16 protein-coding genes are annotated in these 12,502 nt (G+C 71.9%); 9 read left to right on the top strand and 7 right to left on the bottom strand.

Features of this window, described 5'->3' with window-relative positions; all coding sequences use genetic code 11:
* Window positions 1-7: 7 nt before the first annotated feature.
* The 4 genes from PBV52_RS01805 to PBV52_RS01790 form a co-directional block, all read right to left on the bottom strand.
* On the bottom strand, window positions 8-970 hold the full coding sequence (locus PBV52_RS01805) for an SDR family NAD(P)-dependent oxidoreductase (RefSeq protein WP_274236479.1): 963 nt from the start codon (window positions 968-970) through the stop codon (window positions 8-10).
* Between the two features lie 291 nt (window positions 971-1,261).
* Window positions 1,262-1,534 (bottom strand): hypothetical protein, encoded by a 273-nt coding sequence (locus PBV52_RS01800; RefSeq protein ID WP_274236478.1) that lies wholly within the window; start codon window positions 1,532-1,534, stop codon window positions 1,262-1,264.
* Window positions 1,531-2,220 (bottom strand): HAD family hydrolase, encoded by a 690-nt coding sequence (locus PBV52_RS01795; RefSeq protein ID WP_274236477.1) that lies wholly within the window; start codon window positions 2,218-2,220, stop codon window positions 1,531-1,533. The genes PBV52_RS01800 and PBV52_RS01795 overlap by 4 nt, the downstream gene beginning before the upstream one ends.
* 57 nt (window positions 2,221-2,277) lie before the next feature.
* Window positions 2,278-3,318 carry a PHP domain-containing protein gene (locus tag PBV52_RS01790; RefSeq protein WP_274236476.1) on the bottom strand — a complete coding sequence of 347 codons (1,041 nt, stop codon included), beginning with the start codon at window positions 3,316-3,318 and terminating at the stop codon, window positions 2,278-2,280.
* A 112-nt stretch (window positions 3,319-3,430) separates the two neighbouring features.
* Between PBV52_RS01790 and PBV52_RS01785 the strand changes: the two genes are divergently transcribed.
* Window positions 3,431-3,667 carry a hypothetical protein gene (locus PBV52_RS01785; protein WP_128435875.1) on the top strand — a complete coding sequence of 79 codons (237 nt, stop codon included), beginning with the start codon at window positions 3,431-3,433 and terminating at the stop codon, window positions 3,665-3,667.
* 9 nt (window positions 3,668-3,676) lie between these two features.
* Here PBV52_RS01785 and PBV52_RS01780 read toward each other — a convergent pair whose 3' ends face one another.
* On the bottom strand, window positions 3,677-4,906 hold the full coding sequence (locus PBV52_RS01780) for a ricin-type beta-trefoil lectin domain protein (RefSeq protein ID WP_274249223.1): 1,230 nt from the start codon (window positions 4,904-4,906) through the stop codon (window positions 3,677-3,679).
* A gap of 198 nt (window positions 4,907-5,104) precedes the next feature.
* Here PBV52_RS01780 and PBV52_RS01775 point away from each other — a divergent pair, with 198 nt between their 5' ends.
* Window positions 5,105-5,881 (top strand): sulfite exporter TauE/SafE family protein, encoded by a 777-nt coding sequence (locus PBV52_RS01775; RefSeq protein WP_274236475.1) that lies wholly within the window; start codon window positions 5,105-5,107, stop codon window positions 5,879-5,881.
* Here the strand turns inward: PBV52_RS01775 and PBV52_RS01770 are convergent.
* On the bottom strand, window positions 5,878-6,498 hold the full coding sequence (locus tag PBV52_RS01770; RefSeq protein WP_274236474.1) for a VanZ family protein: 621 nt from the start codon (window positions 6,496-6,498) through the stop codon (window positions 5,878-5,880). The two genes, PBV52_RS01775 and PBV52_RS01770, sit on opposite strands and share 4 nt — an antisense overlap.
* 241 nt (window positions 6,499-6,739) lie before the next feature.
* On the opposite strand from PBV52_RS01770, the gene PBV52_RS01765 reads away from it, so the two are divergent.
* Genes PBV52_RS01765 through PBV52_RS01740 form a run of 6 tightly spaced genes read left to right on the top strand, consistent with a single transcriptional unit; the run spans window position 6,740 to window position 10,470 of the window.
* The gene (locus PBV52_RS01765) at window positions 6,740-6,922 is read left to right on the top strand and encodes a hypothetical protein (RefSeq protein ID WP_274236473.1); all 183 of its coding nucleotides are present in this window, start codon (window positions 6,740-6,742) and stop codon (window positions 6,920-6,922) included.
* Entirely contained in the window at window positions 6,919-7,371 is a 453-nt protein-coding gene (locus PBV52_RS01760; protein ID WP_274236472.1) for a monovalent cation/H+ antiporter complex subunit F, read from the top strand. Before PBV52_RS01765 ends, PBV52_RS01760 begins: the two co-directional genes overlap by 4 nt.
* Window positions 7,364-7,615, top strand: a complete 252-nt coding sequence (locus tag PBV52_RS01755) for a hydrogenase subunit MbhD domain-containing protein (RefSeq protein ID WP_274236471.1) — start codon at window positions 7,364-7,366, stop codon at window positions 7,613-7,615. The genes PBV52_RS01760 and PBV52_RS01755 overlap by 8 nt, the downstream gene beginning before the upstream one ends.
* Window positions 7,612-8,352 carry an MnhB domain-containing protein gene (locus tag PBV52_RS01750; RefSeq protein ID WP_274236470.1) on the top strand — a complete coding sequence of 247 codons (741 nt, stop codon included), beginning with the start codon at window positions 7,612-7,614 and terminating at the stop codon, window positions 8,350-8,352. Before PBV52_RS01755 ends, PBV52_RS01750 begins: the two co-directional genes overlap by 4 nt.
* 10 nt (window positions 8,353-8,362) lie before the next feature.
* Window positions 8,363-8,710 (top strand): sodium:proton antiporter, encoded by a 348-nt coding sequence (locus PBV52_RS01745; protein ID WP_274249221.1) that lies wholly within the window; start codon window positions 8,363-8,365, stop codon window positions 8,708-8,710.
* On the top strand, window positions 8,710-10,470 hold the full coding sequence (locus PBV52_RS01740; RefSeq protein ID WP_274236469.1) for a complex I subunit 5 family protein: 1,761 nt from the start codon (window positions 8,710-8,712) through the stop codon (window positions 10,468-10,470). Before PBV52_RS01745 ends, PBV52_RS01740 begins: the two co-directional genes overlap by 1 nt.
* A gap of 15 nt (window positions 10,471-10,485) precedes the next feature.
* Here the strand turns inward: PBV52_RS01740 and PBV52_RS01735 are convergent, their stop codons facing one another.
* Entirely contained in the window at window positions 10,486-11,148 is a 663-nt protein-coding gene (locus tag PBV52_RS01735; RefSeq protein ID WP_274236468.1) for a DUF4230 domain-containing protein, read from the bottom strand.
* A gap of 144 nt (window positions 11,149-11,292) precedes the next feature.
* Between PBV52_RS01735 and PBV52_RS01730 the strand changes: the two genes are divergently transcribed.
* Window positions 11,293-12,483, top strand: a complete 1,191-nt coding sequence (locus tag PBV52_RS01730) for a cytochrome P450 (protein ID WP_274236467.1) — start codon at window positions 11,293-11,295, stop codon at window positions 12,481-12,483.
* Window positions 12,484-12,502: the final 19 nt, after the last annotated feature.

The raw sequence follows: 12,502 nt of genomic DNA, 5'->3' as shown, positions 1-12,502 counted from the left end.
ACCCGCGCTACGCGGCGAACGCGTTCACACCCGTCAGCTCCGCCGACAGCTGCCACAGCCGTGCGGCCTGCTCCGGGTCGATCGCCCAGTCCTTGACGCCACTGCGCTCGTCGCCGTCGTGGGCGGGCTCGGCGATGTCGCAGTCCTCCAGGTAGACCCCGCCCATGCCGTCCAGCTGGGGCGACGTCGCGGCCCACACCTGCGTGGCCGCGCCCTGCGCCGGGCTCTTGAAGCCCTCCGGGTTCAGCGGGTTGCCCTGCTCGTCGATCCAGCCGCGCTCCACCATCTCCTCCTTCGGGAGGTGGCGCTGCAACGGGGTGAGGATGCCGCCCGGGTGCAGCGAGAAGGCCCGTACCCCGTGGTCGGCGCCGAGCTTGTCGAGGTGGACGGCGAACAGGACGTTCGCGGTCTTCGCCTGCCCGTACGCCTCCCACTTGTCGTAGCCCTGCCGCCAGTGGACGTCGTCCCAGCGCATCCCGGAGAAGTGGTGGGCCCGCGAGGACACCGAGACCACGCGGGCACCGCCCGGCTCGATCGCCGGCCACAGGCGGTTGACCAGTGCGAAGTGACCGAGGTGGTTGGTCGCGAACTGAGCCTCCCAGCCGGGCCCGACCCGGGTCTCCGGACAAGCCATGATCCCGGCGTTGTCGATCACGAAGTCGATCGTGTGGCCGGAAGCGAGGAACCGCTCGGCGAAGCCGCGCACGCTCTCCAGGTCGCCGAGATCCAGCTCGTCCACCTCGACGCCGCCGAGGCCGGACAGCGCCTCCTCGGCGGTGGCCCGGCGACGGGCGGGGACGACTACCTGGGCGCCCGCCTTGGTGAGCGCGCGGGTGGTCTCCAGGCCGAGGCCCGAGTAGCCGCCCGTCACGATCGCGAGCTTCCCGGTCAGGTCGATGCCGTTCAGGACGTCGTCGGCGGTGCTCGTGGCGTCGAAGCCGGAGCCGATCTTGTGCTGTGCAGTGCTCATGCCGGGAACGCTACGAATTGGAGTGCTCTCCAAGTCAAGCCGACCCGTAGGCACGCGCCCGAACGGGAGAAGCCCCGACCGGACGGGGGGTTCCGGTCGGGGCGGTCAGGGGTGTGGGTACGGATGGCGGTCGCCTCTCGGCGAAAGGCTCCACAGGGCTTCAGCCGAACGATCGTCCCTGTGGGCAAAAGGTGAGGCCCGGGGACACTGTCCCATCCGCACCCACGCGTTGTTCAACGGGCAACTACCTTTCGGTGTTCCAGCACTGGGGACGATGTGAGGTGATCTGCGTCACCCCCGTTGACCTGCCGGAACGGTCTCGCTCCACACGTTCTCCGCCTGCAGCAGCGCCGGCCGGTCGGGCGGGAGTGGCGTGCGGCCTTCGTCGGCCGCGACGGCGAGGGTCCGGGTGAGGGCCCTGATGTGCCCGGTGACACGCCAAAGCGCCGCCAGTTGGCCGGCACCATCAGCAGGGGCACCCCCGAGCGCCCGCTGTCGTACCGATTCCACGGCCCGGGTGCCCCGGCGCTCAGGCCGTCGCACCCCGTCGGTCACACGGGTCATCCGCCGCGCGCGTCCGCGCCGCCCGGCACCTCGGCCAAGGGGCTGTCCGCCAGGGACGCCAGCAGGTGGGCCGGATCCTCGTAGACCGCCCGCGCGCCCGCGTCCAGCAGGTCGGCGCGGGGGATGCCGCCGCACAGGACGCCCACGCAGCGCACACCGGCCCGGGTGCCGGCTCGCATGTCCCACACGGTGTCGCCGACGAAGACCGCGCGCTCGGCGGGCACCCCGGCCAGTTCCAGGGCGTGCTCGACGGGCTCCGGTGCGGGCTTGCCCTCCTCGACGTCGTCGGCGCTCGCGGTGGCGGTGATCGCGTCGTCCGCGGCGATCGCCCGACGCAGCGCGGACAGCTCCGCACCCCCGGCCGAGGTCGCGAGGACGACGCGCCAGCCGTTGCGGTCGAGGCGCCGCAGCAGCCGGCCCGCGTCCCGCAGCGGGGGCAGCCGGTCGAAGTACTGGCCGTACAGGGCCTTGTGGGCGGCGCCCAACTCGGCGTCCTGGTCCTCGTCCCGGTCGTCGCCGAGGAGGTGGGCGATCAGGTCGGTGGAGGCGAGGCCCACGGCCCGGTGGACGGCGTGCATGGGCACCTGGTGTCCGGCCTGCCGGAAGGCTTCCCACCAGGTCGTGACGTGGAGGTGGTTGGTGTCGACGAGAGTTCCGTCGACGTCGAACACCGCCGCCCGTTCCATGTGTGCCGCCCCTTCCTGGTGCGGGCCGGTTTCCGTACCTGCCGCACGAGTACCACGTCAGGCGCCCGCCACTCGGGACGGTGTCCGGCCCTCGTGGGTCCAGGCCAGCAGCTCGTCCATGCTCCAGGTGGTGACCACCCGCTCGGCGGGCACCGCGCACTCCTGCGCCCGCGCACAGCCGTACCGCTGCCAGTCCAGCTGACCGGGCGCATGCGCGTCGGTGTCGATGGAGAACAGCGTGCCCGCCGCCACGGCTCGGCGCAGCAGCCGCCGGGGCGGGTCGAGCCGCTCGGGCCTGCTGTTGATCTCCACCGCCGTACCGGACTCGGCGCACGCGGCGAACACCTCGTCCGCGTCGAACTCCGACTCGGGCCGCCCACGCCCGGTCACCAGCCTGCCGGTGCAGTGCCCCAGAACGTCCGCGTGCGGATCGCGTACGGCGGCGACCATGCGGCGGGTCATCGCGCGGGATTCCATGCGCAGCTTGGAGTGCACGGACACCACCACGACGTCGAGCCGATCCAGCAGCTCGGGTTCCTGGTCGAGCGAGCCGTCCTCGAGGATGTCGCACTCGATGCCGGTGAGCAGCCGGAACGGCGCCCAGGTCGCGTTCAGCTCCGCCACCACGTCCAGCTGCTCGCGCAGCCGGTCGGCCGACAGCCCGCGGGCGACGGTCAGCCGCGGGGAGTGGTCGGTCAGCGCCGCCCACTCATGTCCGAGCTCGGCCGCCGTCCGCCCCATCTCCTCGATCGGGCTGCCGCCGTCGGACCAGTCGGAGTGCAGATGGCAGTCCCCGCGCAGCAGCTCCCACAGCTGCCGCCCGCTCTCGGGCGGTGCGGCAGCCGCGGACCTGCCCTCCAGGTCTGTCAGATAGCCGGGCACCTGACCGGCCAGCGCCTCGCGCACCACCTGGGCCGTCTTCGGACCGACGCCCCGCAGCGACTCCAGCGTCCCGGCCTCGGCCCGGGCCCGTACCTCGTCCTCGGGCAGCTCGGCCAGTACCCGGGCGGCCGTACGGAAGGCGCGTACGCGATACGTCGGCGCCAGCGACCGCTCCAGCAGAAAGGCGATCCGGTTCAGCGCCTCGACGGGATCCATCGCCACCTCCCCCTCCAGGGTTCCCCGGCGCTGCCGCCCCCGCACGACGGCGGACGGATTCGTGGGTGACCTGGAGGATTCGTCGACGCGGATTGCGCTCTACGCTCTATGCATGACCGAAAGCGCGAGCCCGTACATTTCAAACCCGCGGATCATGGTGCTCGGGGTTCAGCCGGGCACGCCTCCGTTCCGCATCCTGGAGATCGACGGCGAGGTCGTCGGTCAGGCGAAAACCGTCACCGACGTTCTGGAGGCCGCCGCCGCCTTCGGCATCACCGTCCATGACCTGGATGACCCGGACGTGGTCCGCTGGGTCGGCGGAGACAAGTTCACCTGGCACCACCACTAGCCGGCCGGGTCAGCCGACCGTCCACTTCTGGTTGGCGCCGCCCGTGCAGGTCCAGATCTGCAGCCGGGTGCCGCCCGCCGAGTTGTTGCCGGCCACATCGAGGCACTTGTCGGCCTGCGGGTTGACGATGTCGCGCGCCGCGGAGACGGTCCATCTCTGGTTGGGGCCGCCGGTGCAGTCCCACAGCTGGACGGTCGAGCCGTCCGCGGTGCCGTTGCCCGTCACGTCCAGGCACTTGCCGAGCGCCCGGAGCGTGCCGTCGGCGCCGGCGGTCCACTGCTGGGCGGCGGAGCCGTTGCAGTCGTAGAGCTGTACGGGTGTGCCGTTGGCGGGGTTCGCCCCGGCCACGTCCACGCACTTCCCGGCCAGGCCCCTGATCGCGCCGCCGGTGGCCGAGTCGCCGGTCGTCACCGAGACGTGGTCCACGACCAGCTGCTGCGGAAAGACCGTGGATCCGTCCGGGTCGCCCGGCCAGTAGCCGCCGACCGCGAGGTTCAGGATCAGGAAGAACGGCTTGTTGAACACCCAGGTCCGCCCGCCCAGGTCGGCGGGTGTGCGCCGCTGGTAGACGTTCCCGTCCACGGACCAGGTGATCGAGTCGGGTGCCCAGTCGATGGCGAAGGTGTGGAAGGCGTCGGCGAAGGCCTGCCCGTTCGGGAGGGAGTAGGCGGCCCCTATGCCGCCCGACCCGGAGTAGCCGGGGCCGTGGAGCGTGCCGTGCACCGTCGAGGGCTCGAAGCCGACGTTCTCCATGATGTCGATCTCGCCCGAGTCCGGCCAGTCGACCGGTGTGCCGAGCATCCAGAACGCGGGCCACATGCCCTGCCCGCGCGGCACCTTCAGCCGCGCCTCGACATGACCGTACTGCGCGGTGAACTTCCCGGCGGTGTTCAGCCGGGCCGAGGTGTACTGGCAAGTTCCGTACCAGCACTGGTAGTTGGCGGGGTTCTCGCGTCGGGCCGTGATCACCAGGTGGCCCTGGCCGTCCAGCGCCGCGTTCTTGTTGCCCGGGGTGTAGTACTGCCGCTCGTGGTTGTTGACGTTGTCGCCGGTTTCGATCTGCCACTTCGACGAGTCGACCGCGGCACCGGCGGGCCCGTCGAAGCTGTCGGAGAACGTCACCGCGGCGGCCGTGACGTCCGGTGGTTCCGCCTGGGCGGGTCCGATCGCGGCGGACGCGACCAGGACGGCCGACAAGGCGGCGAGGAGACACGTGCGGAGCAGGCGTGGGGCGGCCATCATGCTCCCTTCCGTACGGCGACCCGGTGGACGGGTGCGCCGAGCGAGGTGGGGGGTGAAGGTGTCGCCACTTGATTTAAGGAGTGAGATAAGGGGCCGTCAATACTTTGGTACAGACCAGAAGTCGGGCGTGCGCGATCGTCCCCGCCCGGCATGATTCGTCCGTCGCCGAAGTGTTCGGTTTCTAGGCTTCTCGCCATGAACGCCGCACACATCGGTGAGTTGCTCGCCGTCCTGGGCGCGGGCATCGCCGCCGGTGCCGTCAACGCCGTCGTCGGCTCGGGGGCGCTGATCACCTTTCCGGTCCTGCTCGCGACCGGCCTGCCACCCGTCACCGCGACGGTCTCCAACGCGCTCGGCCTGATCCCGGGCTCGATCAGCGGAGCCATCGGGTACCGCGAAGAACTCCGTGGCCAGCGCCGGCGCATCCTGAAGTGGGGCGCCGGCGCCCTGCTCGGCGGACTCACCGGCGCCACGCTGCTGCTGGCCCTGCCCGCCTCGGCGTTCGAACGGATCGTGCCGGCCCTGGTGGGACTTGCCCTCGTACTGGTCGTCCTCCAACCCCTGATCGGCAGGAAGTTGCGCAGCCGCCGAGCACGCGAGGGGCGAACCGTACGTCCCGACGGTGGCCCCCTGCTGCTCGTCGGACTGACCCTGGCCAGCGTCTACGGCGGCTACTTCTCCGCGGCCCAGGGCATCATCTATGTCGCCCTGATGGGCATGCTCCTCGACGACAGCCTGCAACGCCTCACCGCCGTCAAGAACGTGCTCGTCGCCGTGGTCAACTCCGTCGCCGCGCTGTTCTTCCTCGTCGTCGCGGACTTCGACTGGACCGCCGTAGCTCTGCTCGCGGTCGGATCCGCGGTCGGCGGCCATCTCGGCGCCACGACGGGCCGCCGCCTGCGCCCTTCCGTCCTGCGCGCGCTCATCGTGGTGGTCGGCACGGTGGCCGTCGTCCAGTTGGTGCTGCGCTAGGCCTTCTCGGAGCGCGACCCCCGGGCGTGTACCGCGCGGCTCAGTCGCCGGCCCAGCAGGAGGTAGCCGATCAGGGCTCCGGTGGTGTTGAGGATGACGTCGTCGATGTCGAAGGCGCGCCCTGTCACCAGCGCGCCCTGCGCGAACTCGACGAGAAGCATGACGGTCGCCGTGAGCAGAAGAACGCGCAGGACGCCGCGCGTCCGGGGGGCGACGACGGGGACCAGGATGCCGAACGGAACGCCCAGCAGCAGGTTCCCGCCGATCTGCCGGACGGCGTCGCGCAGTTCGGGCTGGTCCAGATAGGCCCGCAGGGAGCGGCCCGGATGCAGGTTGGTGTGGGTCAGGGCCGCCGAGGCGGGGGAGGGCTGCAGGGTGAGCTTCGCCAGGACGACGGCGAAGGCGACCATGAACGCGAAGGCGCACAGCATCGCCAGAAGGCGGGCGAGGAAGCGCAGGGGGTTCTGCTTGGGTCGCGGGGTGCGCCGGGACTTGGCGCCGCGCTCGGACTTGGCGGCGTCTGAGGTTTTGGCGCCGCCCGCCGACTTGGCGCCGCCTGCGGTCTTGGAAGTGCCGGGGCGTATCGCGGCGCGCGAACGTGGGGTTCCACGGGCCATGCGGTCCTCCAGTCTTCAACTTCCCTTTGTAATAAGGGGATTACCCCGGTAGCCCGATGCGATGCCGCCTCCGCCGCTCCCGGTCACGGCCGCCCGCGGTTTCCCTTCATGCTGTCGGGGCACTCCGGCCGGAGACCCGCGCGTGCCGCCGCCTCTGTCGCCCAGGGTGGTGTTTGGATGACGCGGAACCGAAGTATGGGAAATAACGGACATCTGGAGATTCGGTCCACGGAGGTGGCGTATGGACCGGCGTACGACGCTGCTCGCCGCATCCGAGTTCCTGGCCTGGTGGGCCGCGCTCGCCGTGCTGTGGCTGGTCCTCATCAGCGCCGTGGACACCCTGGAACTCGCGGTCGGCGCGGGCGTCGCCGCCATGGCAGCGCTCGCGGCCGTGGCCGCACGCCGGGCGGTGACCGGACGATGAACGGCTGGCTCCTCGCGGCGACCGTCGTACTCGGCGGGGGAGTGGGCGCCACCCTCTGGGGTGTCGCCACCGGACCGCTGCGGCGCCGGGTCGTGGCCCAGAACCTCTCCACCGCCCTGGCCTGCCCCGGACTGCTCCTGCTCGGGCAGGGGTACGAGCGCCCCTCTTACGTCGATCTCGCCCTGGTCCTCGCCCTGCTCGGCCCCGTCGGCACCCTCGTCTTCGCCCGCCTGCTCACCGACGAACTGGCCGACGACCCGCCGCGCGCCTGGGGCCTGACGTGGGCGGCCGCAGGTCTCGCCGCGGCGGTGGTCCTGGCGCTGTGCGTGGCGGTCGGGCCGAGCCGGGCGATGGTGAAGCTCCTGCTCACGGGCGCGCTCCTGATCGGCGGGAACCTGGTCGCCTCCCGTGCGCTGGCCGGCGGTTTCGCGGGGGTGCGCGGTGGCTGACGCGGTCATCGTCGTCGCGCTGGTGCTCGTCGCCGTCTGTGCGACCGTGGCGGTAGCCGTCCGCGACCCCGTGCGCCAGGCCCTCGTGCTGGCCGTCCTCGGTGTCGTACTCGCCGTGCTGTTCACCTCGGTGCAGGCGCCCGACGTCGCCCTGTCGCAGCTGGCGGTCGGCGGCGCCCTCACCCCGCTGCTGCTGCTCCTGTCCGTCCGCAAGGTCAAGCGGCGCAAGGGGCGGGAGCGATGAACCCGCGCACCCGGCTCCGGCTCGTCCTCGTCGGCGGCGCCGGCCTCGCCGTGCTCCTCGTCGCCGCCTGCCTGCGGCTGCCGGACTTCGGCGGCGACACCCACCCGTACGGCGACCGCGCCGTGCACGAGTCCCTCGCCCGCCGCACCGCCAACTCCATCGCCTCCGTCAACTTCGACCAGCGTGCCTTCGACACCCTCGGCGAGATGACCATCCTGTTCGCGGCCGTCGTCGGCTGTGTCGTCCTGCTGCGGCAGACCCGCGACGAGCACCGCGCCCGGCCCGAACCCGCCGACGTGGCCCCGCCGGTACGCCGATACGCCCTGATCGTCCTGCCGATCGCCCTGGTCACCGGCCTGTACCTCATCGCGCACGGCCAGCTCAGCCCCGGCGGTGGCTTCCAGGGCGGCGTCGTCGCCGCGACCTCCCTGCACCTGCTCTACCTCGGCGCCGACTACCGCGCCCTGGAACGCATCCGCCCGGTCGGCCTCTACGAGGTCGGCGACGCCGTCTCGGCCTCGGCCTACCTCGTCACCGGCCTCGCGGGCCTCATCGGCTCTGCCGCCTTCCTCGCCAACACCCTGCTGCCGTACGGCACGTTCAACACGCTGTCCTCCGGCGGCACCGTGCCGCTGCTGAACGCGGCCATCGGCATGGAGGTCGCCTGTGCGGTCGTCGTGCTGCTGGCCCGCTTCCTGGACCAGGCCGTCGAGATCGAGGAGGAGAGCGGGAAGTGAGAGCGTCGTGATGGATGTCCTGCCGTACCTCGTCGCCGTGTGGATCTTCCTGGTCGGCTGCTACGGCCTCGCCACCAGCCGCAATCTGATCCACGCCGTCGGCTGCCTGTCCGTGTGCCAGTCCGCCACGTACGTCCTGCTGCTGGCCGTCGGCTACCGCGACGACGCCACCGCCCCCGTCTTCTCCGACATCGAGCCCGGCTCACGCCCCGTCGTCGACCCGGTCGTGCAGGCGCTCGCCCTGACCGACGTCGTCGTCGGCGCCACCGTCACCGCCCTGCTGCTCGCGCTCGTCATCCAGGTCTCCAAGCGGCACGGCACGGTCGACCCCGACGAACTGACCGAGCTGCGCGGCTGATGGACGACCTGCTGCCGCTGCTCGTCGCCGTACCGCTCCTCGGCGCCGCCCTCCTGGTCGCCGGCGGACGCCGCCTGCCCCGCGTCGTCGCCGAGTCCGTGGGCTGTGCCGTCTCGGCGGGCACGGCCGGGCTCGCGATCGTGCTGCTGCTGAACTCCTCGCCGCCGATGGCCGAATGGGTCGGCGGCTGGACGCCCGTCGAGGGCCGCAGCGTCGGCATCGTCCTGGCCGGGGACGGCGCGGGGCTCGGCATGGCGGCCCTGGCCTCCCTGCTGACCCTCGCGGCCCTGGCGTACTCCTGGCACTACTTCGAAGAACCCCCGCGTCGGCACGCCGGTTCGTTCCCCGCGCTGATGCTGCTCTTCCAGGCGGGCATGTGCGGGTTCGCGATCGCGGGCGACCTGTTCAACGCGTTCGTGTGGTTCGAGCTGATGAGCGTCGTCGCCTACGCGCTGACCGGGCACCGGGTCGAGGAGGCCAAGGCCGTGCAGGGTGCGCTGAGCTTCGGGGTGGTCACCTCGCTCGGCGCGTACGCCATGCTGATGGGCATCGGTCTGCTCTACGCCCGCACCGGCGAGCTCGGCATGGCGCAGATCGGCCGCGGTCTCGACGCGCACGGGCCGCCGGACGCGCTGGTCCTCGCCGCCTTCGTCCTCGTCCTGACCGGCCTGCTGGTCAAGGCGGCCGCCGTGCCCTTCCACTTCTGGCTCCCGGACGCACACGCCGTCGCCCCCACCCCCGTGTGCATGCTGCTGTCGGGCGTCATGGTCGAACTCGGCGTGTACGGCGTCTGGCGCGTGTACGGCACCGTCTTCGCCGGACCCGGCGGGATCCCGGCGGCCGACCTGGAGCGGGTGCTCGTCGTGCTCGGCTGCGTGACGGCGGTGATCGGCGCCGTCATGTGCTGGTACCAGCGGCACATCAAGCGGCTGCTGGCCTGCTCGACGGTCGCCCACACCGGGCTGTTCCTGATCGCCATCGGCGTACTGACACCGGAGGCCGACGACGGGGTCGCCCTGTACGTCCTCGGCCACGCCGGTGTGAAGGCCGCGCTGTTCGCCTGCACGGGCATCCTCCTCGACCGGTACGGCAGCGTCGACGAACACGCGCTGCACGGGCGGGCCCGGGAACTGCGCGGTGTCGCCGTGCTGTTCACAGTGGCCGGACTCGCGCTCGCCGGACTCCCGCCGTTCGGGACGTCGTTCGGCAAGGCCGTCACGGAGGAGGCCGTGGGCGGCCCGCTCATCGTGCTGTACGTCGCCGCGAGTGCGGTCACCGCCGGTGCGGTGCTGCGGGTCGCCGCCCGGGTGTTCTTCGGGCTCGGCCACCCGCCCGAGGAGGACACCGAGTACGAGACGACCGGCGGCGGTGAGCGGCCCGAGACCCGGCATCGGCTCGGCCGGATCCCCGACACCATGACCGTGGTCCCCGCCCTGCTGCTGGCCGGCTCGCTCGCCGTCGGCGTGGCCCCCGGCCTCGGCGAGGTCGTGGCGCACGCCGTCAACGAGGCCGGGTCCGGCGGTGCCGCGGTGCCCGCACCGCACTGGAGCCCGGCCGGTGTGCTGCTGGACCTCGCCTCCACCGCGCTGGCCCTGGGCCTCGCGGCGCTGGCCGTGACCCGGCCGGGGTTCCTCACCGTCCCGGACCGGGCACGGCCGCTGCGGCGCCTGCAGTCCGGGCACGTCGGGGACTACGTGGCCTGGGTGCTGGTGGGCGCCACCGTGCTCGGTGCGCTGGCCCTGCCGGGCCTGCTGTCGTAGGGGAGTCGCGGGGGCTCAGACCCCGTACGTCACCTTCACCTCCTTGAAGCCGAGGGAGTGGAGCAGCCCCTCGAGCATGTCGGTGGTGTTGGTCTCGGCACGTGCGGTCAGCCTGCTCTCCTTGGCCGCGTCGCCGATGTGCTTGACCGCCAGCTTCTGGACGGCCTGTTCGCTGTTCGGATTGTCCGAGAAGAGATCGCCGAGGCGGTCGAGGAGACCGCGCTCCTTGGACACGGCGTAGGAGCGGTCGGGGTCCAGGGACGGTTTGCCGAGGGCGGCGTGCGGGAGACGGAGCGTGGCGGACGTACGGTCGTCGTTGACCGTGACGTCGTCCTCACCGACCTTTCCGAGGTCGACATAGGCGTCCACGGTGCCCGCGCCGACGTACAGCGTGCGGGTGCCGCGGATCGCGTCGGGCAGGAACTTGGCGTCCTTCTCCAGATCCACGACGATCTGGAAGTTGCCGGAGGCGGCGTCATAGCGGCTCATGTCCTGGATGGACTGGAGCAGTGCGGGACCCGAGCGGTCGTTGGTCTCGGTGCCGAACAGGTCCTTGAGGCCGGGGATCACGCTCAGCCGGATCCCGGCGAAGAAGACGACGAGCACCAGGATCAGGGCGCTCACCACCTTCGCCCAGCCGGGCATGCGCTTGTTGATGCGCTTGATGGGAGTCGTCATGTCGACGTTCCTCCTTCCCTGTTCAACGAAGTACCCCCAAATCCCTTGCCGGACCTGTCCGTTGGCCGATTACCTCCGCTGACTGGGGCAGGGGCGGCGCACTAGCGTGGGGAACCGTCCGTACCGGCGCGTCTGGAGACCCGGATGAGCGCAGACAGCACCTCCCGGCCGCTTCGCCCCATGCACCGCATCAGCCTCCCCGAGCCCGGACCGCCCCGGCTCGGCACCCTCGCCACGGGCACCCCGGTGTGGCTCGTGACCCGGTACGCCGAGGTGCGGCAGGTGCTCATGGACCCCCGGTTCAACCGGAGTTCGCTGCACGCGGCGGACGCCCCGCCCCTGCTCGTCGTACCGAACCTGCTCGACTCCCCCGACGGGCTTCTCAACCAGGACGGTGCCGCCCACCAGGTGCTGCGCGGCACCGTGCAGCGGGCCTTCACGCCCCGGGCGATCGCGCGCTGGCGGCCCTGGGTGGCCTCGGTGGTCGAGGCCCTCCTGGACGACCTCGCCGAACGGAACCGGCCCGCCGACATCATCGAGGGGTTCACGCGGCCGCTGCCCGTCTCGGTGATCTGCCGCCTGATGGGGCTGGAGCACGTGGACCGCGAGCGCATCCGGCACTGGGCCGACCACGCCCTGTCCGGCGGCGCCCACACCGCCGAGGAAGTCGGCCTGGCGATGCGGGAGTTCGGGGAGTTCGCCGGTCGACTGGTGGCCGAGCGGCGGACGTCGCCCGGCGACGACCTGGTGAGCGGGCTGGTCGCGGCGGGCGACGAGCTCGGCATCGACGAGCGCCGCCTGGTCACCCTGGTCTGCGGACTGGTCGTCGCCGGGCACGAGACCACCATGACGGCCCTCGGCAACGCCGTCGTCTACCTCCTCACCGACGGGCAGGCCGCCTGGCCGGGGCTCGCCAAGGACACGGAGGCGGCGGCCACCGCGGCCGAACAGCTGCTGCGCACCATCCCGCTCAGCGAGGGCCGCGTCCTGCCCGGGCTGATCCGCCGCGCCGTCGAGGACACCGAGGTGGGAGGCGTGCTGATCCCGGCGGGCAGCGTGGTCGCCGTCCAGACCAACTCCGCCGGCCGCGATCCCGAGGTCTTCCCGCCCGGCGAACCCGACCTCTTCGCACCCCTGACCTCGCCCGGCATCGCCTTCGGCGCCGGACCCCACCACTGCCTGGGCGCCTGGCTCGCCCGCCTGGAACTCGAACTCGCCCTGCACCGCCTCGCCGCCCGCTTCCCACGCCTGCGCGCCGAGTTCACGCCCGAGACCATCGCCTGGCGGGAGGGGCAGATGACGCGGAGCCCGCTCCGGTTGCCCGTGTCCTGGTGAGGCAATCACCGCACGCTCT

This window comes from Streptomyces sp. T12 (assembly GCF_028736035.1).
In the GTDB taxonomy this organism is placed as follows: domain Bacteria; phylum Actinomycetota; class Actinomycetes; order Streptomycetales; family Streptomycetaceae; genus Streptomyces.
This window is presented reverse-complemented; position numbering and strand designations above follow the sequence as displayed.